The sequence below is a fragment of the Blautia caecimuris genome, from assembly GCF_024622975.1.
Lineage (GTDB): Bacteria > Bacillota > Clostridia > Lachnospirales > Lachnospiraceae > Blautia_A > Blautia_A caecimuris.
The window spans coordinates 24,129-48,837 of the sequence record NZ_JANJZT010000028.1 but is presented as its reverse complement, the minus strand read 5'-3'; the positions used below and the strand labels follow the sequence as shown (position 1 = coordinate 48,837).

The following is a 24,709-nucleotide window of genomic DNA, read 5'->3' as shown; positions in this document are numbered from 1 at the left end:
TCGAGAGGTGTACGTGCGGTTTGGGAGGGAGGGGATGCAAGTCCTGTAAAGGACAAGCTGAACCTTACCTCATGACACCCAGCTCTTTTTGGGCTGCACAGATGAAGTTACTGCTACCTTTATCAGTAACCGCAGCGGCGATGTAACCGTAGGGGTAAGCAGCGAAGCCAAGCAACTCAATAGCTGGCGGGTATCCGACTATACACCGGAATACCGGCAGACAAAATCTATCGGCAAACGAAAACTCTTAACACCAGATGAAATCTTGCGGCTCCCGCTTGATACTGCTTTGGTTATCCTACGTGGACAAAAAGTCCTAAAAGTAGAAAAGTACGATTATACCCTGCATCCAGATGCCCAAAAGCTGACACCAAGAAAAGCATCGGAACACATACCTGAATGGCGCAAAAATGGGTCCTCGGAAGAAACAGATTATCGACCACAGCCCTCATCCGGATTATCCAAAAGGAAACGCCGTTCATCTTCTGCATCAATGGCAAAACAGAAACCACATTTTACATCCGAACCCGTTTATCAGGAACCTACTCCCGATGATTTTATGGAGGATTTACTTCCGGAAAGTTTTATAGAAGATTCCCCCGACTCTGGCATGGTTCCTTTAGATAAAGATTCCATCATGTCATAACACATTTTGAAAGGAGATAACATTTATGGCAAACGAAACAATGAACCTCAACACCCCTATTTTAACCCTTGACTCCGATACTGTATTAGAAACTGCTCAATCAAAAGCGGATTTAATCTGGCATGACATCCAAAATGCCTATCGTACCCGGAAAATTCTCACCGGCATTCTGGGAGGTATTGAAAAGACCGAAGCCGGCAGCTTAATAGCAATTATTTACTATAAAGATTATCGGGCAGTCATCCCCATCTCGGAAATGATGATCAACCTGATCCAGGATGAAACTCATGATTACGGAGATCTCTCTCTTAGACAGAACAAAGTCCTTAATAATATGCTTGGTTGTGAAATCGACTTTGTAATCAAAGGACTGGATACCAAATCCAGAAGCATCGTTGCCAGCCGGAAAGATGCTATGCTGAAGAAACGTCAGATTTTCTATTTTGATCAGGACTCTTCCGGACAGACTAAAATCCACGAAGACCGTATTGTGCAGGCCAGAGTCATTGCCGTTGCTGAAAAAGTAGTCCGGGCAGAAATCTTTGGTGTAGAAACTTCCATCCTTGCAAGAGATCTGTCTTTTGACTGGCTGGGTGATGCCAGGGAACGATTCCAAGTAGGGGAACATATTCTGGTCCGGATCTTAACTATCCAGGGAGATTCCCCGGAAACGCTCTCCATCCATGCAGATGTAAAAAGCGTGGAAGGCAACACCAGCAAAGAAAATCTGAAAAATTGTCGGGTACAGGGAAAATATGCCGGAACGGTGGAAGACATCCACAAAGGAACTGTTTTTGTCCGGTTAGAACTGGGTGTCAACGCCATTGCTCACAGTTGCTACGACAGCCGCACCGTTGGGAAGAAAGATAAGGTGTCCTTTGTTGTGACACATATTGACGAAGATCGAAATGTTGCAGTGGGCATCATTACACGAATTATTAAACAGAATTTATAATCCAGGCATAACACCTCTTATGAACAAGAACATAGCACTTTCAAAATCTTACTTTGATGGTGCTATGTTCTCATATAAACTTATTTTCATTCGATATATACTTCATTTCTTTATCCAAACTCAAAAGGAATTTGACAACTTCCTCTATCTCTGATAGAATAAAAATAGAAAAAGGCACTACCGATAAGCGGTTAGTCCAAAGATATATGTATACTTTTTAAAAAGTAACCGTTTCCTTGGCCGGGGCGGTTACTTTTTTGTATGATCTATGTATGCAATCAAAATCGATACTACGATACCAAGTATCATCAGTACGATGGAGAGCAGTTCAAAATCAGTCATAAAGTTTGCCCTCCTTTCCCAGATTTCCCATAAAGGATTTCTATGTAATCAGAGGGTCCAGTCCCTCTGTTGAAGGACTAACCGCCTACCGTTTTCAAGTAGTGCCCACAATCATTTTACCAGAGTTGTTTTGTTTTGACAAGATATAGCCTTTTTTATCTTGCAATCCTTATATAGTAAAATGGCATACTCGAAAACTTTGGATAAATTTTAATGTTAGGAATAAGCTTTACTGAACCCGCAAATTATCCATTATTTGACATTGTATCTAAAGCTCCAAGCAATGCATAAGCATACTTTTCATCCAGAACAGTATATATCTTTTTATTAACTCCCAAAATCCAAAATAACACAAAGGATATATCTATTATAAGTACGCCCATATTTAATGAAGAATAAAAAAATTCTTTCATATTTATGGGTAACGAAATTGTTATAAGAATAATTATGGCAATAATAGAAAAAATAATCCCAATTATTTTTAAACTTAATAAGTTTTTATAAAATCCCCATAACATATTTTCTTCTTGAACAAGTCTATTCTCTCGTGTATTGTTACGCAACCATTGAATGGCACTGGCACATGCTTCCTTAAACTCATTGCTATTTGTTGGCGTGTCAAAAATACTAAATCCTTCATCCATTAAGCTAAGTTTTCTATAATAACGCTTTTTAGTGCAAGCATTTATATGCCCATCTTCCAAATAAAGATATTTAGCAGTCGTATTTCCATATATCTTATCTTTTTGTATATATCGTTGGAGTGCAAAAAGATAATTAGAAAATGCACATAAAATAGCAATAAATACAACTGAAAAACTAAAACTACGAACCGGCTCATACATTGCGTACAATGTCAAAATAACAGGTGCTATAATAATAATATATACAGACAGTCTCGCTCGTATATTATAAACATCAAATATTTTTATATTCATAGTCCTTCCCTCATAAGTGTTGAAAACATTTTTCTATTCTTTCCATAACTTCCAACTTGGAACAATTATAGAAATCAATTTCTGATTCTGTTATGTCAAATTCAAAACCATAGTCCTTTCCTCTATAACAATATGACAACTCATTTTCTGCAGTAGAGACAAACCATACTTTATCATTTTTCTTAAATCTTTTTAATTTACTTGCATAACAAGTAATCAACACTATAGTTCCTTCCTCGATATTTCTAATATTACTCTTTAAATATTTTCTAACCTGATCATAATGTCCCACAATAAATATTACGGAAAATTCCGCAGTGCCCAAAGGCACTAGCGGAATAAAACCATCAACCGGGTTCTGTGGTATAAAATAAAGTTGAAATATATCATAGAGGTATTTCTGTCTGGCTGCAATTTCTTTGCTTTGATTTTCAGCAATCAAATATCTCACTTTTAATCACCTCTATAGTATGAACGAACCGGTGCATTAATTAGTCCGACTGAATTGGAAGAACATTCCTGATCTCCTTTCAGGGTATTCTTAATATTATATCCCTGTACTGGTAAATCATCTGAACCACCATTGCTGTTACCTGTATTATCCGATACATAATACGTTATACCTACAGAGCCCTTCTGTTCAAATATTCTATCAGCCTGCTCTTTCTTACCATGATGCGGTAACTGAATTAAACTAAAACCAGAAAGTTTATTCTTGATTGCTTCATAACTACTATCTCCACATAGCAACAGATTCTTAGTTCCAACAATAACCTTCACCTGAGTACTGACAGCATTTACAATCGTTTCTTTATCAATTGTATCTCCTTGCCTATTATCAATACGCTTAGCCACAGCATCTAATGCATACTCTTTATCTGGTCCTATAATACTAATTCCATTGCATATAAATGTATCACTGAAAATATCCTTTAGCACCACTTTGCCAGAGAGTGAATAAATGTTTGCAAATATTTCTGAAATCCTTCTTGTTAATGAATCTCTCGTAATACGCTTATCATTTATTTTCTCTAACAGATCATCCTTATATTTTAATAATAGAAGTGTATACACATCTGATATTTTCCCTGCCTCTATAAGATACGGAATTCCATCGAAATGATCCGCATCATTGTGAGAAAGTACCAATTTGGCTTTTGAGTAATGGTGTTTATCCATATAATCGATTACTCGATTTGCATGTTCTTCACACCCACAGTCATAAATAACTAATTCACTGTTCGTGTCAATGAGAATACAGTCTCCCTTATTTTCTCCTGAGTCCTTGTAACCTTGTGATGATAAAAAAATTACTTTCATATACTACTATCCCTTTCTTAAAATATTATGTGCAAAATCAATAAGTTCCTACGGGCGGCCTCCCAATTAATCCGAAAGTAGCACTCACCACTTCCGTCTGCTAACAAAAAGATACCACCTATCCAAGAATATGTCAATCCTGTTTTTTAAGTTTAAACGATTTTTTCGTTTTAACAGCGCATCTTTCTGTGTGATATACTAATTTTATGCATTTTTAAAATTGACAAATTCGTTTTTTCAATATATTATATAAACATATGAGGTGACAAACAATGTTAATAAAATTTTCATTAGCGAACTTTTTATCTTTTAACCAAATGCAAACCTTTTCCATGGAAGCTGGCAAAGCACGAAAAAATTCTAAGCGAGTATACAAAGATAAACATATTAAATTAACGAAATGTGAAGCGATCTTTGGAGCAAATGCCTCTGGAAAGTCTAACTTAATAGAGGCTTTTCAATTTGTTCAGGACATGGTTATAAATGGTTTACCAAATGGATTTACAAATAAATACTTTAGGCAGGAGCCTTGCAACCAATCGCTTCCTTCTTCATTTGAGGTCGAATTACTTCTAGGAAACAAGCATATTGTTTATGGATTTTCTGTCCTACTTAAAACAGGCTCGATTCAAAGAGAATATCTTTATGAAATAACACCAACAAATGTCCAACGACAAATTTTTTGCCGTAATCTTTTAGATGGTACCTTTTTTGTTGGTGACTATTTCAAAGCTACTTCTGGAATTGAAAAATTAAACATATACGGTGAAGATAGCATAGCTGATTCTGAGCTACTCTTTCTTTCAATCATTAATCATGGAAAGGCTAAAATGTATGAAGATAATCCTGAACTTAGAATTCTTCGTAAAGTATATGTTTGGTTTGGGAGTTTACTAACCGTAAGTAACCCCGACAGCATCCTTACTGGATATCCTTATTTTTCACATTCAAACCTGAACGAAATTGCTAATCTTTTAAATGCTCTTGGAACAGGTATAAGTGATTTAAAAATAGTAGAGGTCCCTGTAGATGTTATTAGAAATAAAATCCCAGAAGAATTATTCAACAAAGTTATTTCGGATCTGGAGAAAGACAAAGCAGGAAATGAAAAGCATGACCCTTCCATCATGCTCCGATCTTATAAAGAATTTTATACTTTTGAGTTAGATGAAAATAATAATCTTGTAATCAAAACAATTGAATTTAGCCATGAAAAAAAATCTATCTATTTTAATTTAAAAGAAGAATCCGATGGTACTGCACGTTTATTGGATTTAATAGAAATTCTTCTTAAAATTTCTGATAGACGTACTTTTGTTATTGATGAAATGGATCGCTGCCTCCATCCCATTATGACGACTAGAATAATTGAACTATTCCTCAAAATGGCAGAAGAAAGAAACACCCAACTAATTATTACAAGCCATGAATCACGCTTGTTAGCAGCAGAAATTCTTCGTAACGATGAAATATGTTTTGTTATAAAAAATGATAAAGGAGAATCTATCCTCAATCCATTAGAAAAATATCAATTACGAGCAGATAAAAAAGTATATGCAGCTATGTTCGATGGAACCTTAGAAGATGTACTTCCTTCTTATGACGAACATAAAATACAGAATATTTTAGAAAAAGATAGAAAGTAGAAAATGTCAAAGGACTATTATAACAGAATATGTCCTTTGGCATTTCTTCATATTAGCCTTTTTCAGTAATTTATCACACATCTTCTTCTGTCACATTTCTTTCCTCATCTTGGCTCAACTTGGCACACTTCTGCGATTTACAGGGAAATCTACCCATGTTAGAATGATACTGTCAAAATTATATGTAGCGAAAACGTAGCTTTCCAGAGAATGCCTCTTTTCTGGTGCAAGCTGCGTTTTTTAGTGCATGGAAAGGAGTATCACAACTAAATATGGAATAAGCGTTCCTCCGTATTGACCGGACTGAAGCTTTTATGAGGCAGGAAAACTATAAGCCAGGGCAAAGTGAAAGATCTCACTTTGCCCTCTTTTTATGAAGGAGGTTCATTTACTTGAAAAACCATGTACACAAAGAAGCCCCACCGGGCATGAAACATCATCGGAACTATGGAAAATATCTCTATACTGCCTTCCTTGTCTTCACTCTGATTGCCTGTAATGTACAACCAGTTATGGCTGCTACCATCTGGGACAAAGCTTCAGAAATCATGAAAGACGTATATAACCAGATTATCCTGATTTCCACCATTGCGGCTGTTGTAACTGCATCGGTTGCTTTGCTTTTGATGAATTTTTCCAAATCCGGAAAAACCGTGGATGAATCCAGGGCATGGCTCAAACGAATCATCATTACATGGGCGATTCTCAATGGTCTGGGATTTATCATGGCTTACATCACTCCGTTCTTTGCCGGCGGTCAGTGGAATGGATAATGCAGATAAGGAGGTGGCTCTGTCATGGGAATACTTGACGGAATTGTAGAATGGATTGCCGAACAGGTCATGAACATTCTGGATTTGATTACTACTTCTGTTCTGGGTGCACTGGGATGTTCCATGGATACTTTTCTCCGGTATTTTCCAGCAGCGGAAACAATGTACCAGATTTTTCTGGCACTGGCTATCGGACTCATCCTTTTAAACTGGGTTTGGCAGCTTTTTAAGAATTATTTTATGGGGACAGGGATTGACGCTGAAGATCCAATCAAATTATCACTGCGGACATTTATGTTCCTTTTCCTGACATTTTATGCCAAAGACATCGTGGATCTTCTATTGAATATTGCAGGAACCCCGTATAGCTGGATTCTGACTGAAGATCTTCCACCACTGGAATTTGCCAAATTCAATTCTGTGATTACAGTAATCCTGGGGGTATGTGCCAACGGTGCTGTTGCCATTGTTGCCCTCATACTGGTACTGATCCTTGCCTGGAATTACATCAAGCTGCTTTTTGAAGCTGCGGAACGTTATATACTGCTTGGAGTTCTGGTCTACACCGCACCTGTTGCGTTTTCCACGGGTGCTTCCCAGGCTACCGGAAATGTTTTTAAGAGCTGGTGCCGTATGCTCGGCGGACAGTTCTTTTTGCTTTTAATGAACGCCTGGTGTTTACGGCTGTTTACTTCCATGGTCGGAACATTCCTTGCAAACCCTTTATCACTCTAGGAAGGAGGAGATTATGAAACATAAGAAAACACTGCTCTGCAGCCTGCTATTGATTTCTTGTCTGATTCTTGTAACTTCCATGCCGGTCTTTGCCGCTGAACTTACAGAAGCAGAGGTACAGCAAGCTGTAGATGCACAGGGAAAAGAAACGGTAACCGGTAATGTCTTTATCTGGTTTCTGTGTGCCATTGCTTTTTTGAAGGTTTCTCAAAAGATTGACAGCTTTATGGCAAGTCTGGGAGTCAATGTTGGAAATACTGGTGGAAATATGATGGCTGAACTTTTAATCGCCGGAAGAGGTCTTGCAAGTTCCTTTCGAGGGCATGGAGGTGGAAGCCATAGTAGTTCCCATTCTTCCTCTCCCGGAAGTGCTGCAGTACAAAGTTCTTTCCTTTCCGGAGGATTAGCCGGAGCCGTTGGAAGGCAGACAGAGCGTTCTGCGGTAAATGCAGCCACCGGATATACCGAAGGGCCAAGTATCGGAAATGCACTCTATCAGTCTTCCCTTGAAAAGGGCGGAGATTTTGCCAATAACGTTATCAGCAATATTGCTCAAGGAAACTATGGTCAAGTTGGCTCGATCAAAGGTGATGGGGCTGTTTCTGCATTTCAATCCTACATGGGAATTCAAAATGAAGATAAAACGGATCATTCCTATACCAATGTTGAGATTGGCGGCGGCAGGATAACAGGAGTTGAGTCCGGTTCCAATGGGGACAGCCGGGAATTTGCTATGTACCATGCCGATCAATATACGGCTCCTACCCAGGGAACCTATGAAACTGTTCAATCTGTAGACGGAGCTACCTGGTACAAACAGTATGCTGAAAATACGGTATCCAAAATTCCTTATGATGCTGGCGATGGAAAGATAGCCTACAACGAATCCATTGTCCAAAAGCTTCCCCCTACTCCTCCAAGAAAGGATCGGATTTAGTGATGGATACAGAACGCTCTGGACTTGACGAAGCAATGGATGTAGGCTCCAGTACCATTTCTCATCTAAAGTCCTTAAAAACAGCAGCCACTTTCTCCAAAGCAGGATATGGTGCAGCCCTTGGCGGGCCTTTTTCAGCAGCGATTGGCGCAGTCATAGCCAACCGGAATCAGTTCGCTAAAATTCTTCTTGTTATTCTCGCCATACTGCTGCTTCCGGTTTTATTTATTGTGATGCTCCCTGGTCTGATCTTTGGAAGTCTGACCGACCAAAGCGATGTGCTAAACAGCAACTCTATGATCAGTGAAAACATCCGTGCTTCCCGTGAAGCCATCGTTGTAGTGTTAGAAGAAAGCCATGAAGACATTCTGGCAGAGATCCATGCAGCAATTTCCCGTCTTCCACAAGGTGATACTGCATCCATCAATGATCCCTATACATACAGCATCTCCGTCAATGCCAATCTGCTGATTTCACAATTTTGTGCCAGCCAGGATGACTATAAAAACATCAACCTAAACCAATTAAAGAAACTCATCCGTGAAAACAAAGAAGGACTTTTTTCTTATGATGTAGCAACCGAAACAGTTACCATGGAAGTTACCGTTGATGGCGGTGCAGAAGGAGAAGCCGGCACAGAACAGGGACAGGCACAAACACAGACGGTTACTTTTACGAAACACACCTATACCGTTGTTTATGCTGGGGATTCCTATTTTGCAGACCATGTATTCCATCTTACAGACAAGCAGAAAGAACTTGCCAAAAACTATGCAGAAAATCTGACTGCTTTCTTTGGAACTGCTTCTTCCGGCATAGTAGCTGCTATCAATCTTAGTGATGAGGTATTGTCCTACCGCCCTGCTGTAGAAAGAGCCGCTGCGAAATATGGTATGAGTGATTATGTGGATTTAATCCTGGCAGTCATGATGCAGGAATCTGGCGGACGAGGGCTGGATGTTATGCAAGCAGCGGAAGGTGGATTTAATACCCGCTATCCCCATGTGCCAAATGGGATTACAGATCCTGAATACTCCATTGAATGTGGTATTCAGGAATTAAAATATGCCCTCGACAAAGCCGGCTGTACCGGACCTACGGACTTAGACCGGATTAAACTGGCTCTTCAGGGTTACAACTACGGTTCTGCATACATTGACTGGGCAATGGAGCGTGACGGTGGTTATACCAAAGAAAATGCGATTGCCTACTCTGATATGATGTGTGCAAGACCAAGCTGGCCTTATGACCGGTATGGTGATAAAGAATATGTGGAGCATGTCCTTCGGTATTACCAAATTACTGCCAGTGGCGGCAGCTATCCCGCAAACGGCATGCAGATTCCACACTATCTCCAGACAGACTATGGAAACATTCCATACGGCGGGGGTTCCATCGCCAGCAGCGGATGCGGTCCGACAAGCTTTGCTATGATTGCCAGTTATCTTACAGGCACTACCATTACACCTATTGATGCAATATCCTGGTGCGGAAATTCCTATTACAAACCAGGAGTCGGCACTTACTGGTCTTATTTCCAGGCAGCGTCCGATCATTTTGGGTGTGGGGCTGTCACACAGACCAGTGATCCCAACCAGGTACTTCAGGCTTTATCTGAAGGTCATCCGGTCATCAGTTCCCAAAGAGCTGGGCTTTTTACCAGTGGCGGACATTTTATTGTCCTTCGTGGTGTAACGGCTGGAGGTAAAGTATTAGTCAATGATCCCAATGACAGTTCCTCCAAAAACTACATCAACCGTGAATTCGATATGATGACGGAAGTGCATGCAACCGCAAATGCCTATTGGATCTTCGCTAAAAAATAAAGGAGACACTTATGAACAGAAAAAAAGCAATTCTGGCTATCTTTATGATGGCCTTTTTAATTATCATCGGATTTGTCTTTCCCTCCATCTGGAAATCCCAAAAAGGAAACAAAAAATCCGAGACAGAAAATACTCAACACGATAATAATGAAAATACCGAGACAGAACAAGCAGAAAATAACGAATCCATAAGCTTTCAGGATTTTGAAGCTTTGGAAGACTTTTTCTCCAAGGAACAGGTGAAACTTTTTCAGGAAGAATTGACCTCCTATCTTAAAAACGTAAAACAGATATCTCTAACTTCCATCCGTTTCCTTGCTGATGATACTACCTATCCCAATGCTTCTGATATTAATTTTTTGTTCCAGCTTCCGGATAAGTCCGTTCTTCCTGTGTACTACACTTCCTCTACTGGAAGATTCTTTTTCGGTGAGGAACGTACCCCTGATTCTGGAAAAGAAATCATCTATGAACGTCCGACAGATGACAAACTTCCTTCCATCACAACAGAGGAAATTGAACAGTTGCAAGAAGGAGGTTATGACGATACCTCCGTGAATTCGGAAAAAGTTGCCCCTGTCACAGAAGTTCCTGAAACTCCTTCCATGGAAGAACCAAAGGAGGTGCATCCATGAACAATACTGAAGAACAACATCCTGTCTTCATCCCTCGCAATTTTATAGAAAAAGGGACCTTTATGGGCGGAATGTTTAAAATCCGTAATGCCATCGAAGGCGGTATCCTAGCAATCCTGATCACCATTCCTGTTATCAATCTGCCTCTGACACTCACTGTCAGGATTATTATTCTCTGTATGACTGCTCTGCCTGCAGCTATGATTTCTCTAATTGGAATCGGTGGGGAAAGCATTACTGCGTTTTTAATGAACGCTCTGCGTTTTCTGAAAAACCGCCGGGTTATTTACCGTATGGATGTACATCCGGAGCCGAAAAAAAAGTACCGGATAAAAAAGCCCCGCAACAAAGAACCCAAAACCAAGAAACGCAAACGGCATCCAAAACAACCTGCAGAATCTTCTTCTGAAGAGAACTGCTCACAGATGTCTTCCGAAGAGGAGACAAAAGAATCATCTGCTATTAAAAAAAAAGAACGTCGGCAGTTTGACACTTCTACAAAACGTGGAATACGCAAACAGGCTCGTGAAGACATCCGGATTCTTAAATTTGAGTCCCGACAATTAAAAAAAGAACAAAACGCTGCACGTAAAAGTGCGAAAAGGCAGGCAAAACTTGAAAAACAACAGATAAAGCAGCAACTTTTGGATGAACGAAAAAAAGAAAGAACTGCGAATAAAGCTTCCAACCAGTCATCTGCTGCTTCTGGGAAAAGCAAAAAGAAAAAACGAAAAGAAATCACCTTAGAAGATTATCTTCCTATTGATAAAATTGCCAATGGTGTTATCTACACGACAGACCATCGTTATGTAAAAATTCTGGAGATTGAACCGATCAATTTCCTCTTACGCAGTGCTAGGGAACAACAGGGGATCATTTTCAGCTTCATCTCCTACCTAAAAATCAGTCCTGTGAAACTGCAGATTAAGATGATCTCCAAAAAAGCGGATATCAACAAACATCTGGAACAGTCCCGTTTGGAAATGGAACGGGAATCAGATCCTAACTGCCGGCAGTTACAAAAAGACTATATCCAATTTGTCCGGCAGTTAAGTTCCAGAGAAGCGGTTTCCAGACGTTTTTTCCTAATCTTTGAATACGAACCTTTCAATGTGAATCGGAAGGTGGAGGAAAAGGAAATCCTGGCGGCTTTGGAGACTGCTGCACAGACCGCTAAAACCTTTCTATATCAATGCGGCAACGATGTGCTGGTTCATGACAATGAAGATGAGTTTACAACCGATGTACTCTACACTTTACTGAACCGTACCAAATGTACCGAAACCCCTTTGCCAAAACGGATTAACCAGGTACTTACCCGCTATATGGAATCTGGTCGTGAGCAGGAAGTGGATAACATCCATATCAATGAATTCATTGCACCAGAGTCTTTGGACTTTAAGCACAGCAACTATGTGCTGGTAAATGGCATCTACCATTCTTACCTGCTGGTGCCGTGCGATGGTTACAAAGCAAAAGTAATGCCAGGCTGGCTGTCCCTGCTTATCAATGCTGGCGAAGGAATTGACATTGACTTTTTTCTGCATAAACAGCCCAAAGATAAGATCCAGCAACGTCTTGGACAGCAAATCCGGATCAACCGTTCAAAGATCAAAGATGCCTCTGATACCAATGCGGATTTTGATGATCTGGATTCTGCCATCCGTTCCGGCTATTTCCTCAAACAGGGACTTGCTAATAATGAAGATTTCTATTACATGAATCTTTTGATTACGATTACGGCAGGTGATCTGGAAGAACTGCAATGGCGGATTCAGGAGATGAAAAAACTTCTCATCTCACAGGATATGGATCTGCGGTCTTGTTACTTCCTGCAAGAACAGGGATTTTTATCTTCCCTTCCTCTTGTAAACCTGGATAAGAAGCTCTATGAACTCTCAAAACGAAATGTCTTAACCACCGGAGCTGCCAGTTGCTATCCTTTCGTCAGCTACAGCATTTGCGATGACAACGGCATCCTATTTGGAGTAAATAAGCATAACAACTCTTTAGTGATTGCTGATATTTTTGACTCCAAACAATATAAAAACTCCAATATTGCGATTCTTGGCACTTCTGGATCCGGAAAAACCTTTACCATGCAGACTATGGCACTTCGTATGCGGCGTAAAGGAATCCAGGTATTTATCATCGCACCGTTAAAAGGTCATGAGTTTTATCGGGCTGCCAGAAATGTAGGAGGAACCTTTATCCAGATTTCTCCTGCCAGCCAAAACTGCATCAATGTCATGGAAATCCGAAAAGTAGATAACTCTGTCAATGAGCTGCTGGACGGTCCAACTTTAGACGCATCTGCCTTAGCCAGTAAGATTCAACGTCTGCACGTTTTCTTTTCTCTGCTCATTCCAGATATGAGCCATGAGGAAAAACAGCTTTTGGACGAAGCACTGATTAAAACCTATGCAAGAAAGGGAATCACCCATAAGAATGAATCCCTCATTGATCCCAAACACCCGGATCATTATAAAGCGATGCCAATTCTTGGCGATGTATATGATGTTTTGATGGAAACCGAAGATACCAAACGACTGGCTCACATCCTGAACCGTCTTGTCCATGGCTCTGCTTCCTCTTTTAACCAGCAGACCAATGTAGATCTGACCAATAAATATACCGTTTTGGACATTTCAGAGCTGACTGGTTCCAGTGATCTCTTAACGGTAGGGATGTTTGTTGCTCTGGACTATGTATGGGATAAAGCCAAAGAAAATCGTACCGAAGAAAAAGCCATTTTCGTAGATGAAGTATGGCAGCTCATCGGTGCCTCCAGTAACCGCCTGGCCGCTGAATTCGTTTTGGAGATTGCCAAGATCATCCGGGCATACTCTGGTGCCGGTATTTTTGCAACCCAGGATCTCAACGACTTTTTTGCTCTTGATGACGGAAAATATGGGAAAGGCATTATCAATAACTGTAAAACCAAAATTATTCTTAACATGGAAGATGAAGAGGCACAACGTGTAAAAACCATTCTTCGTCTTTCCGAAACCGAAGTTATGAATATCACCCATTTCCAACGTGGAAACGGGCTGATCTCAACAAACAACAATAATATCACTGTGGAATTTAAAGCTTCCAACCTGGAAAAAGAATTAATTACCACAGACCGACAGGAACTCCTGGAAATCTTGAAACGCCAGGATAAAAAAGTCGGTTAATGTTATCTGCAGCCCGAATGTGGCTGCTTTTCTTTTTAACAAAGGAGGAGATTTATGTTAAAACCAGCAAAACAACCTCATATCCGGCTAACCGCCCTTTTTCTTTGTGTCACGATGTTTTTTAGCACACTCTTTTTCAATGCCCATACCGCTTATGCTGCAGATGGAACCATTGATTATAAGGCAGGAGCCAAAATTCAATATGGGGACTATTATACTTCCCGCATGAGCTTTGATGGCAATAACACGGCTTATTGCGTAGAACCATTAAAGAAAACACCGGCTTCCGGAAAGTATCCTTATAACCTTTTGGGAAAAAATTCCCCACTCAGAAAAGCTCTTTACTACTTAAACGGTGGATATGGTTATGAAAAGGTAATAAAAGATCAATATTTCCAAGGATGGTCCGATGACAATTCTTATGTCATTGGTCATCTGGTCGTTTCCTATATCCATGCAGGAAATAATGGGGACACTGGTGCCTTTCATGGTGCACCCCAAAATTATATTGACAAAGCATTGGAAGTTGCCAACGCCATTGAAGGGCTTCCTGCCCCACCAGAATCCTTCCGTGCTTTTATCGTTCCTGGCGATGCTTCCCAAACTTTTGCAGGAAGCTGGTATCAGGTTCCAAACGGCTTTATCGAACTGCAGAAATCCTCTGCCAATACCGATATTTCCGATAAAAATGGCAATTACTCTTTAGAAGGAGCCAAATACGGAATCTACAAAGGGGAAGAACTGGTAGAAACTCTTGTTACCGATAAAAAAGGATATGCAAAATCCAAAGAACTGGCAGAAGGAAGTTACACCGTTAAAGAAATCAGTGCCCCAGAAGGGTTTGCTATAGATACTTCCGCCCATAATGTTACGGTAAAAGCAGAAGGAACATCTACCGTAAAGGTAAAGGATATTCCTCAAAATAATCCCGTAAAACTGCTCCTTAAAAAGCTGGATGCTGACACCCAGCAAAATTCTGCACAGGGAACCGGCTCTCTCGCTAATGCCGAATTTACAATAAAATTCTATACAGAGCAGTCAGCTACCGATCCCGGAGCAAATGGAAAGAAACCGGTTCGCACCTGGATATTGAAAACAGATGCCTCTGGAGAAATCCATTTTACAAAAGATTATTTGGTATCCGGTGATGAATTTTTCTATGCCAGTGATGGAAAGACCGTCTGCTTCCCACTGGGTACAGTAACCGTACAGGAAACCAAAGCCCCTGCCGGCTATCTTCCAAACGAATCTGTTTTCGTGCAGCAAATCACCAGTACCGGTACGGAAGAAACTATCTCTATTTATAACGCTTCTTCTGTCGAAGAACAGGTCTTCCGAGGCGGCGTCAAAATTCAGAAGCGGGATCTGGAAACTCAGGGAACACAAGCACAAGGAACCGCATCTCTTGCAGATGCCGAATTTACCATTACCACTCTGAACAAACAGCCGGTATGGGTAGATGGAAAGCTCTATGAAAATGGTCAGGCAGTGCTTACGATCAAATCGGATGTACATGGTATTGCTGCAAGTGCCGCTGATGCCCTGCCCCTTGGACATTACCGGATTGAAGAAACCAAAGCGCCTTCCGGATACCTGACCGATGGTTCAAAGGCTCTTGAATTCGACATCACCCAAAATGGAGAAATCGTAGATTTAACAACAGAAGAGACTTCTGTTTCTAACCAGATTATCCGTGGCGGCGTCAAAATCCAAAAACGGGATCTGGAAACAGAAGAAGCCAAACCACAGGGAAGTGCTTCTTTGAAGGATGCAGAATTTACAATCACCAATCTTGGTCCAAATCCTGTTCTTGTGAATGAAACCCTTTACGAAAAAGATCAAGTAGTTCTCACTTTGAAGACAGATGAAAAGGGGCTTGCTTCCACCAAAAAAGATACGCTCCCTTATGGACATTACAGGGTTGATGAGACAAAAGCACCGGAAGGTTATTTGAACGAGGGAAAACTCTCTCAGGAGTTTCATGTCACAGAAAATGGGAAAATTTTGGATTTAACTGCAAACGAAACAGCGATTTCCAATCAGGTAATCCGTGGCGATTTAGAATTCGTAAAGGTCTCTGACGGAGATTTAAACCGGCTGGCAAATGTCCCATTTTCCATTACCTCCAAAACTACAGGAGAAAGTCATACCATTGTAACAGACAAAAATGGCTATGCCAGTACTTCCTCAGAATGGAATAAGCACACTACAAATACCAATCGTGGGGAAACTTCTGAAGACGGAATCTGGTTTGGCTCTTCTAAACCTGATGATACCAAAGGAGCCCTGATTTATGATACCTATATTTTGGAAGAACAACGCTGCGATTCCAATGAAGGTATGAATCTCTTAAAAATTGAGGTCTCTGTATATAAAAATCACGTAGTCGTGGATATGGGAACTTTAACGGATGATCAGATTACCATTGGAACTACTGCCCTTGACAAAGACAGCAACTCCCACTTTGCCAAACCAGAAGAAAAAATCACTCTGGTTGATACCGTAGAATACGAAGGCTTAAAGAAGGGACAGTCTTATAAGCTCATCGGCACACTGATGGATCAGGAATCCGGAAAGCCAATTGAAATAGATGGAAAACCTGTCACAGCAGAAACCACCTTCAAACCAAAAAAATCTTCTGGTTCTGCAAAAGTGACCTTTACGTTCAATGCCTCTTCTCTGAAGGGCAAAACAATCGTAGTATTCGAGGAACTGTACCAGGAGGATTTAAAACTGGCTGTTCATGCGGACATTACAGATCAGGATCAGACTATCTATTTCCCAGAAATCGGGACCACTGCAAAAGATAAGGAAACAGATATGAATCTTTCCCAAGCAGATAAAGAAGTTACCCTTGTAGATACGGTAGCTTACAAAAATCTTCTGCCCGGCGAAGAATATGTTATGACTGGAACCCTTATGGATAAAGAAACCAGAAAACCTGTCGAAATAGATAAGAAAGAGGTTACTGCCGAAACCACATTTACTCCTAAAGAATCCTCTGGAACGGTAGATGTGATTTTTTCTTTTGATGGGACTTCCCTTGCCGGAAAAACCGTAGTTGTTTTTGAATCTGCTACTTATGACGGCAAAGAATTTGCAACACACGCAGATCTTGAAGATAATGGGCAGACCATCTACTTCCCAGAAATCGCTACTACTGCAAAAGATAAAGCAGACGGAGATCATTTTGCCAAAACCGATAAAGAGATTACTATCGTTGACACGGTTAAATATAGTAACCTAATTCCAGAAAAAGAGTATGCACTTACCGGTACCTTGATGGACAAAGAGACAAAAGAACCTCTTCAAGCAGATGGTAAACCGATTACTGCCACTACGACCTTTACTCCTGAAGATGCCTCTGGCAGTATTGAACTTACCTTTACATTTGATGGCAGCATCCTGTCCGGCAAAACAATTGTTGTCTTTGAGTCTTTAACGTATCAGGAAAAAGAGATTGCTGTTCACGCCGATATAGAAGACCATGAACAGTCTATCTACTTCCCAGGAATTGGAACTACTGCGAAGGACAAAGCGGATGGGGATCAGGAAGCCGTTGCTACGAAAGAAGTAACCATCATTGACACCGTATCCTACCAAAATCTGATTCCGGATACTCCATACAAACTGGTCGGCACACTGATGGACAAAACAACCCAAAAGGAAGTTCTGATTGATGGAAAACCTGTCACGGCAGAAACAGAATTTACACTAAAGGATTCCAATGGTTCTGTCGAAGTCATCTTCACTTTTGATGGAAGCACATTGGCTGGACATGATGTAGTCGTTTTTGAAAAACTTTTTTCCCTTGAAGGAGAAACAGCACTTGAAATTGCTTCCCATGAGGATCTGGACGATAAAGGACAGACGATAAAACTTACGGAAGTTCCAAAAGACACACCTGAACCTTCCAAACCAGTCAAGACCGGAGATGAAACAACCATTCTTCCTTATCTTTTACTGGCAGGTGCCGCACTCCTCTTTGCTGCAGGATTTGGTATCTTATATATCCGTAAGCGGAAAAAAGATAAGTAACTATCAATAGATATGCTCACAGGCAGCTTATTACGGCTGCCTGTTATAAAGGTGATGAATATGGAACAATCTCGTTGTAATGCCGATGCCAAACACATCCGGCATTTTTTAGATATTTGTGATGGAAATTGGCATTCCTGTATTTATGTTCGCTGCGTTTCCTGTAAAACCCCAGGTTATTGTAATGGCCCACACTTCTTATATCATCCAGATGAAAACGGCCGTCCTTGTGTCCTGCCCATGGCAGATGCCCGTATGCTCTTCTCCCGCATACCGGAACCAACGGAATGTCTGTCCGCCATAACACTGGAACAGTTTCAGTCCTTATATGGACTCTACTTTACCAAAGAAGCATTGACCGATAAGCCATGTCCTTGTTTTGCTTTACTGCGGCATCAGGAAGCATCCCATTATCACTGGTAAAAGGTTGCACTTTTGGCACTTTCTGCGTACAGGATAAGAAAGGAGGCGATTTTATGTTGAATTTCACTGCTATGATTCAAGGAATCGATACAATATTTACGAACTTTATTTTTATTCCTGCACTTTTAATCCTGTACCTGAAGTTTCGTCCTAGAAAGCCCTGGAGCAGACGCACCAGAAATCTGTATCGGCTATGTATAGCTCTGATTTCTGTTTATGTCATCCGGATTTTCTGTGCAGGGTTCATCTTTACACCAGTAAATTACTCACGTTTTGTAGACAGCGGTTTCTTTCCGCTTATCAAGGCACTGTTCTATTCTTAGATTTTCTGCCATTTTGTGCCATTTAGTCCGAATCTGGGAGTAGTTTCTATGCCCATCCTATGGGAATTCATCACCTGCTTTCTTACAATATACGTATAAAACACGTAAGCGAGGTGAATCTTTATGAAACAGAAACAAATCCGCTGCCCATACTGCGGCAGCATCGCAATTTTAAGGGATGCGTCCTATGTATATGGAAATAAAGCGAAAGATGGAAAACTCTATGTGTGCAGTCACTTCCCACAGTGTAATTCTTATGTAGGAGTTCATCCTGGCACTACCAATGCCAAAGGAAAACTGGCAAACAAAGAGCTTCGTCAAAAAAGAATCCAAGCACACCGGGTGTTTGACCAGATATGGCTAAACCACATCTTTACGAAATCGGAGGCTTATCGTTGGATTGCTGATAAATTCTGTCTGACTGCCAAGGAAGCACACATCGGAGAATTTAGCACTTATATGTGTGATCAACTGATTCTGGAATCCATGAAGATTCTGGAGAATAACCATATCCCTCTCAGGGCCATTGGTTGAAAGGGGGGGATATGCATGATCATCCCGATGACAGATGATGAACGCCGATTGACAGAGGAGTACTTGTATTTGGTACCTGAAATGGTAAAAAAGTTGACTACCCGTTGTGCTTATGTCTCATACGATGAGCAGCAAGACCTTCTGCAAGCCGGAAACTTAGCTTTATGCAAAGCCGCCATGAATTATGACAACACCCGTCCCTTTGCGGTTTACGCCAGAGTTGCCATACGAAATGCCATTTACAGTTATTGGAGAAAACTGCAAAAAGAACGAAAATACACCTGTTCCATGTATGCATCTTCCGAATTTGACATGGAACCCCTGCTTGTAGACCCCAAAACAGAACTGTGGCAGGAACAATGTATGAACCAGGAACCCATTTATAAGCACCTGCAGTCCTTAGAAGCGGGAAGCTGCAATACACTCAGAAAAGGAATACATGCCCTGCTCCTGCAGCAAAAAGGATATACCAACCAAGAAATTTCCAAACATTATGGTGTCCCAATGAATCATGTCCGGGCATGGCAAAGCAAAGCCCGGAAATACTTACAGCAGGATACCAAATTATATACTCTTTTATCTTGAAGGGAGAACGATTATGCTGACACTTTATACTGCAGTCGGAATCCTACGATTCCAGGATTCCATAAAGGAACATAGAACACCGACTGTTATCAATAACCGGCAGGAATACGGACTGACAGAAGAAGAATTCTTTCTGTGGAGCAGCCTCGCATTTCAAATCCGACAGATCCATGAATTGCAGTCTGCTTTTTCTGAACGCTTGAAAAAACATCACCGTTCGGAAAATATCCCCATTGAACCTTACCTGAATCGCCTGCAGCTTCGGGGACTGATTGTAAAAGGGGATGGTTTAACTGGTGTGGATGCCCTGTACCGCCTCTTAGGAGAACTTTATATCAGCCCATTGCAGGACAGTTTTTCAGTACGGCTTTTTACCTGCATCTATCTCTGCATGAAGAAAAAACTGCACACAAAGGAACTGATCCATTATCTAAAAAAGCCGGCACGGACTGCTATAGAGGACACGGTACTCCAAATAGCAAAAAAAGTACAGATTTCTACGGCAGAGCTTGTAACCTGTGTAGAACAGGGCATCCATCCACAAAATACAGAGCAACTTTTGACGCAGCTCTATGAAACCTCGGATGCAACATTCCGTACCCTGGCACAGGATATCCAATTCACCCATGCCGGTTATCCTGTACTGGAAGCCATCAGTAATTTGTACCTCAATAAACAGATTGCATTTGAAAAATTATAGGAAGGAGCAAATTATGCCAAAACCATTTCTTAATAAGCTGATTGTCCATGGGGCAATCGGCTTTTTCTGTGCCTTATTTGGATGTATTTACGGATTTGTAACAGATGACCAGATATTTCTCCTCATGAGTCTTTGCATCGGTGTTGGAACTGCCATACGAATTGTGAGTCTGCTACATACCATCAAGATGCATGACTATACCGAATTAACTGGAACCTGTACAAAACGTGAAGTCAGCCCACTTACCAAGAAACAGAAAATTATTTTCCGGTCCACTGACCAGAAAGAATATCACTTTACATTCGATAAAAATATCCGCCTTTTATCTGGACATTATTATCGCCTATATTTTCGGAATGTAGCAAACCTTTCGGGTGAAGAAAAGGTTCCTCCGGATTTACTTGCCTATGAGGAATTATCATCCCCTTAATAAAAATCTTTCCTCGAAGAACCAGATTTTTTTCTAAATATATCAGAAGAAGGTGTCGCTCAATCATCTAATTTGATAACTTTGCGACACCCTTCTACCTGTATCATGCTAATTTACACGCTTGCTCTGTCTGCGTTACTTGCTGTGGAAGCATTAGAACCATGATTCCAAGGCCAGCAGTTGCAACCGCAGTTGCTGCAGTTATCACTGTCACCTAACGCACTAGAAAGTGCAAAACCATTACGGCACATACACGCTCTAGGATTGATATCATTATCAGCATTTAATGATACATTTCTTCCTACAGGATTTGTGAGTTTCATGCAATCTCCTCCTTTCTTTTGTATTTTTATACAAAGATAATCAGTAAATCTGATATCCTTATATCTAATCCAATTCCATTTCATTTAAAGGAATTAATAATTTAGGATTTCTTTCTAAAATTTCGTGGTATTGAATCAACTGGTTTTCAATTCCAAACTTTTCACTGATACAACGAATTTTCTTTGTATCCATATCTAAGCCATTTTCGTCATAACAAGACGCATAGCATATGCCACATAAATGAGCTGCCCAGCAATTTTGACAATATTTTCGTGACTGTTCTATATATTCATCAATATATTTTTCTTGTATTCTAGGAATATTAATTCCATCCATAACATTTCCGATATTTGGAGCTTCACCAATTCTTTCACAGATATGATATTCACCATCAACCGTTATATATAAGCGTCTTCCACCTGGTATGCAGCATCCATTAAAATAGTATTTTTTCATTGGTGTATCTGATAATCCTCTTTTTTGTATTTTTAATAAACCTTTTAACATACTTCCCCACGTAAAAATCCTATTTGGTTCTTCTATATCTTGGAATTTCTCAATAGACCAACATTGAATCGGATTGTATCGTTCCATAAATTGAATATTATTTTCTATTTTTTCTCTCCTTCTCAGTTCGTCTATATCATGTCGCTTTCCATTATCTGCATAACTAAACATAATTGTATTTCTTTCATTTATATAAGGACATTCCTCAATGAATCCTTGAATCTTATCGAAGCGTTCTCTTGTATACGGTGGAGTAATTACCATATTTACAATAATATTTTCGTCCCTATCTCCATAAGCATTACGAAGATTTTTTAATCCCTCCATAGCACGTTCAAAGCTTCCGCTTCCATCTGGACCTTTACGATGTTCGTCATGTAACTCTTTGTTTCCATCAATGCTACAAACTACAGTAAAGTTAGGTACTCCTGCTAAATAATCTGCTATTTCTTTAGTCATCAAAGTCAAATTTGTCGTCATCGAGTACATAATGGTATTGCTCAAATTTAGGGATTTCACATACTCAATACATTGTTTGATCAATTTAAAATTAAGCAGTGGTTCCCCTCCATAAAAAGTAATATAGAATTCATCTTTCATTTTATCTAATGAATAATCTATAACCTTTTTTGCGATTTCAAAGGACATATCTCCATGTTGTGAAAAATCCCGAAACTTTGGATTTTCCTCCTGATATATGCAATAATCGCATCGCAAGTTACATTTCTGTGTTACTTCAAAGGTAATTTGTCCCAATTTATTTTCCAAACTCTTCTTTAAATCTGTCACTTGTTCTCCAGAAAAGGTTTCTAACAATGGAGCTTTCAAAATATTCTCATTATTTACACTTTCCATAATTTGCTTTAATGCACTTTCTATTTCTTTTTCGCTCAACTCCAGTTCTTTTAATCGTCCAAATTCATTTGTATCTTGAAGTTTTTTCAAAACCTCATACACAACCTTCTCACATTCAAATACTTTTCCTGTTCCAGTATCATAATAGTAAAAACGATTTCTGGTTTGAAATACTTTTCCTCTCCTTCTATAATTCCCGTCTTCAACTACTTTTGAAAAAAACTGCTCATAAACCTTATAATTGTTCATTTTCCACATCCTCCTTTGTATGATCTCTTCTCCACATTTGGAAAAACTTTCCCTTCTTCAGTATCAATTCTTTCTCTGTTCCTTCTTCTACTATTTGCCCCTCATCTAATACTAAAATCTTATCCATACCTGACAAATCATGTAAATCATGTGTTATTAAAATCATCATCTTATCCGGATATGTTGTTTCCATTTCTTTTAGTATTTTATTCGCAGATATATGATCCATGCTACTAAAAGGTTCATCTAAGATTACTAAATCTGCTGTTCTAAATAAAGTTCTAGCAAGTCCTATTTTCTGCTGTTCACCTCCCGACAAATAAATTCCTGCTTTATCAAACTCTTTAGACAAAACAGTTTGATTTTTTAATGGCAAATTTTTAATTTTCTCATACACATTTACTGTTTTTAACAATCCATCTACTTGTTCTTCTTCATTCTCATATTCCATAGAAACATTCTGGTTCACCGTCATAGAAAACAATCGAAAATCCTGATACAGAATAGAAAGTCTATTTCTATAATCCTTTTTAGATAAATCACGTAATTCACTGTCGTTAACATAAATGTTCCCACTATATCCTTCGTAAAACCCTAGCAGCAACTTTATAATTGTTGATTTTCCAGATCCATTCTTACCTACAAGTGCAATTCTTTTATTGTTCCTTCCAATAGAAAAATTGATATTATGTAAAATATCCTTATTACTATCCCCATATGAGAAATTCACATTTTCAAAACAGATTTTCTCAATCGTATTTACTTCTTCTTTCCCTTCTCTGGTTCTTCTGTTCATAAATTCAAAATACTTTTCTAAGTCTAATGCATTTGAATATATTTCTGGAACACTTGCAATGGCTGCCTTCATCTGTTGAATCATCTGCTGGATACCTGTATATAAAACAATAAATTCTCCGATAGGTATTTTCCCAAATATTGTATTATATCCTAAATAAATGAGAATAAATATTTCTGTAATGGAGTCAATTAGCATAATGCTTATGTACTGCATACGAATTCGTTTTCCCCATTTATTTGTTATTTTATTCATTCCACTCCACGCAGCCTGATATTTTTTTTCAAAAACTCTACTATTGCTAAATGTGATAATCTCTTTAATATATTCATGAAGATAAAATATTCGATGTATATAATTTATTTCTCTGTTATAAGGAATTGATTCAATCTTAAATTTATATTGAAGATTTTTCATTCTTATGGAACACATGCAGGATATTCCTACACCTATGAACGCACAAGAAATAACCAGAAAGTCATACTGAAGTATAATACTACTTATCCCTATAACACTCATTAAACTAGTAAGTATCCCTGTAGTTAAAGTAATGGCATTCAATATACCAATTTTCCCGTTCTCAGCCACAAAATAATACAAATCATAGAATTCTTCATTATCATATTCTTCCAAATTAAATGTTTTTGCTTTTGCATAAATATCGCCCTGAATTTTTTCAATAATACGGTTTTGTAATAATGGTTCGTATAAATAACTTGCACTTCCATTTATAATTGCAATCACTACTGACAACAGCAACATTACACCTATAATCATCAAGAAATATCTCATTTCTTGCATCGCAATAGTTTCTGTTATATATCTTAAAATGCTTAGATTAATAATATTAAATAAACTTGTAAGTATAGATATTACTATCATTAATAAAATGTATTTACGATCAATTTTCCAAATGTATTTTATACAATATATAGTGTTCTTTATCACATAATTTTTTTCTTTTTTCAATCCCTCACATCCTTATATCACTGTGTCTAGGGAGTATTCCTAGA

20 protein-coding genes and 1 pseudogene are annotated in these 24,709 nt (G+C 39.3%); 15 read left to right on the top strand and 6 right to left on the bottom strand.

Going from position 1 to position 24,709, the window contains the following annotated elements:
- Positions 1 to 73 precede the first annotated feature (73 nt).
- Positions 74 to 646: pseudogene (locus tag NSA57_RS15400) on the top strand (type IV secretory system conjugative DNA transfer family protein); the annotation flags it as partial.
- A gap of 25 nt (positions 647 to 671) precedes the next feature.
- Positions 672 to 1,601, top strand: coding sequence for a S1 RNA-binding domain protein (locus tag NSA57_RS15395; RefSeq protein WP_004223626.1), 930 nt, complete (start codon positions 672 to 674; stop codon positions 1,599 to 1,601).
- A 587-nt stretch (positions 1,602 to 2,188) separates the two neighbouring features.
- Here NSA57_RS15395 and NSA57_RS15390 read toward each other — a convergent pair.
- Genes NSA57_RS15390 through NSA57_RS15380 form a run of 3 tightly spaced genes read right to left on the bottom strand, consistent with a single transcriptional unit; the run spans position 2,189 to position 4,201 of the window.
- Positions 2,189 to 2,881, bottom strand: coding sequence for a hypothetical protein (locus NSA57_RS15390; RefSeq protein ID WP_005340366.1), 693 nt, complete (start codon positions 2,879 to 2,881; stop codon positions 2,189 to 2,191).
- A 10-nt stretch (positions 2,882 to 2,891) separates the two neighbouring features.
- Positions 2,892 to 3,332 carry a hypothetical protein gene (locus NSA57_RS15385; protein WP_005340365.1) on the bottom strand — a complete coding sequence of 147 codons (441 nt, stop codon included), beginning with the start codon at positions 3,330 to 3,332 and terminating at the stop codon, positions 2,892 to 2,894.
- A 2-nt stretch (positions 3,333 to 3,334) separates the two neighbouring features.
- Entirely contained in the window at positions 3,335 to 4,201 is an 867-nt protein-coding gene (locus NSA57_RS15380; RefSeq protein WP_005340364.1) for an MBL fold metallo-hydrolase, read from the bottom strand.
- 272 nt (positions 4,202 to 4,473) lie between these two features.
- Here NSA57_RS15380 and NSA57_RS15375 point away from each other — a divergent pair, with 272 nt between their 5' ends.
- The 13 genes from NSA57_RS15375 (at position 4,474) to NSA57_RS15315 (ending at position 20,965) form a co-directional block, all read left to right on the top strand.
- On the top strand, positions 4,474 to 5,847 hold the full coding sequence (locus NSA57_RS15375) for an AAA family ATPase (RefSeq protein WP_257465327.1): 1,374 nt from the start codon (positions 4,474 to 4,476) through the stop codon (positions 5,845 to 5,847).
- Positions 5,848 to 6,239: 392 nt separating this feature from the next.
- Positions 6,240 to 6,620, top strand: a complete 381-nt coding sequence (locus tag NSA57_RS15370; RefSeq protein ID WP_005340361.1) for a hypothetical protein — start codon at positions 6,240 to 6,242, stop codon at positions 6,618 to 6,620.
- A 24-nt stretch (positions 6,621 to 6,644) separates the two neighbouring features.
- Positions 6,645 to 7,355: a conjugal transfer protein TrbL family protein gene (locus tag NSA57_RS15365; protein WP_004223652.1), complete on the top strand. Its 711-nt coding sequence runs from the start codon at positions 6,645 to 6,647 to the stop codon at positions 7,353 to 7,355.
- A 13-nt stretch (positions 7,356 to 7,368) separates the two neighbouring features.
- Entirely contained in the window at positions 7,369 to 8,292 is a 924-nt protein-coding gene (locus tag NSA57_RS15360; protein ID WP_015526852.1) for a hypothetical protein, read from the top strand.
- Between the two features lie 2 nt (positions 8,293 to 8,294).
- Positions 8,295 to 10,118: a lysozyme family protein gene (locus tag NSA57_RS15355; RefSeq protein WP_257465326.1), complete on the top strand. Its 1,824-nt coding sequence runs from the start codon at positions 8,295 to 8,297 to the stop codon at positions 10,116 to 10,118.
- A gap of 11 nt (positions 10,119 to 10,129) precedes the next feature.
- Positions 10,130 to 10,753: a DUF5038 domain-containing protein gene (locus NSA57_RS15350; RefSeq protein WP_257465325.1), complete on the top strand. Its 624-nt coding sequence runs from the start codon at positions 10,130 to 10,132 to the stop codon at positions 10,751 to 10,753.
- Positions 10,750 to 13,932 carry a TraG/VirB4 family ATPase gene (locus NSA57_RS15345; RefSeq protein ID WP_257465324.1) on the top strand — a complete coding sequence of 1,061 codons (3,183 nt, stop codon included), beginning with the start codon at positions 10,750 to 10,752 and terminating at the stop codon, positions 13,930 to 13,932. The genes NSA57_RS15350 and NSA57_RS15345 overlap by 4 nt, the downstream gene beginning before the upstream one ends.
- A gap of 54 nt (positions 13,933 to 13,986) precedes the next feature.
- On the top strand, positions 13,987 to 17,970 hold the full coding sequence (locus tag NSA57_RS15340) for a VaFE repeat-containing surface-anchored protein (RefSeq protein WP_257465323.1): 3,984 nt from the start codon (positions 13,987 to 13,989) through the stop codon (positions 17,968 to 17,970).
- Positions 17,971 to 18,030: 60 nt separating this feature from the next.
- Positions 18,031 to 18,393 carry a hypothetical protein gene (locus NSA57_RS15335; protein WP_257465322.1) on the top strand — a complete coding sequence of 121 codons (363 nt, stop codon included), beginning with the start codon at positions 18,031 to 18,033 and terminating at the stop codon, positions 18,391 to 18,393.
- Between the two features lie 446 nt (positions 18,394 to 18,839).
- Positions 18,840 to 19,250 carry a zinc-finger-containing protein gene (locus NSA57_RS15330; protein WP_004223692.1) on the top strand — a complete coding sequence of 137 codons (411 nt, stop codon included), beginning with the start codon at positions 18,840 to 18,842 and terminating at the stop codon, positions 19,248 to 19,250.
- Positions 19,251 to 19,265: 15 nt separating this feature from the next.
- Complete coding sequence (locus NSA57_RS15325) at positions 19,266 to 19,835, top strand: sigma-70 family RNA polymerase sigma factor (protein ID WP_257465321.1); 570 nt, start codon at positions 19,266 to 19,268, stop codon at positions 19,833 to 19,835.
- 13 nt (positions 19,836 to 19,848) lie between these two features.
- Entirely contained in the window at positions 19,849 to 20,535 is a 687-nt protein-coding gene (locus NSA57_RS15320; RefSeq protein ID WP_257465320.1) for a cell division protein, read from the top strand.
- Positions 20,536 to 20,548: 13 nt separating this feature from the next.
- Complete coding sequence (locus NSA57_RS15315) at positions 20,549 to 20,965, top strand: hypothetical protein (protein WP_257465319.1); 417 nt, start codon at positions 20,549 to 20,551, stop codon at positions 20,963 to 20,965.
- Positions 20,966 to 21,078: 113 nt separating this feature from the next.
- Here the strand turns inward: NSA57_RS15315 and NSA57_RS15310 are convergent, their stop codons facing one another.
- The 3 genes from NSA57_RS15310 to NSA57_RS15300 form a co-directional block, all read right to left on the bottom strand.
- Positions 21,079 to 21,288 carry a putative bacteriocin precursor gene (locus tag NSA57_RS15310; protein WP_118014659.1) on the bottom strand — a complete coding sequence of 70 codons (210 nt, stop codon included), beginning with the start codon at positions 21,286 to 21,288 and terminating at the stop codon, positions 21,079 to 21,081.
- A 64-nt stretch (positions 21,289 to 21,352) separates the two neighbouring features.
- Entirely contained in the window at positions 21,353 to 22,900 is a 1,548-nt protein-coding gene (locus NSA57_RS15305; RefSeq protein WP_257465318.1) for a radical SAM protein, read from the bottom strand.
- Positions 22,887 to 24,665 carry an ABC transporter ATP-binding protein gene (locus NSA57_RS15300; protein WP_257465317.1) on the bottom strand — a complete coding sequence of 593 codons (1,779 nt, stop codon included), beginning with the start codon at positions 24,663 to 24,665 and terminating at the stop codon, positions 22,887 to 22,889. Before NSA57_RS15300 ends, NSA57_RS15305 begins: the two co-directional genes overlap by 14 nt.
- Positions 24,666 to 24,709: the final 44 nt, after the last annotated feature.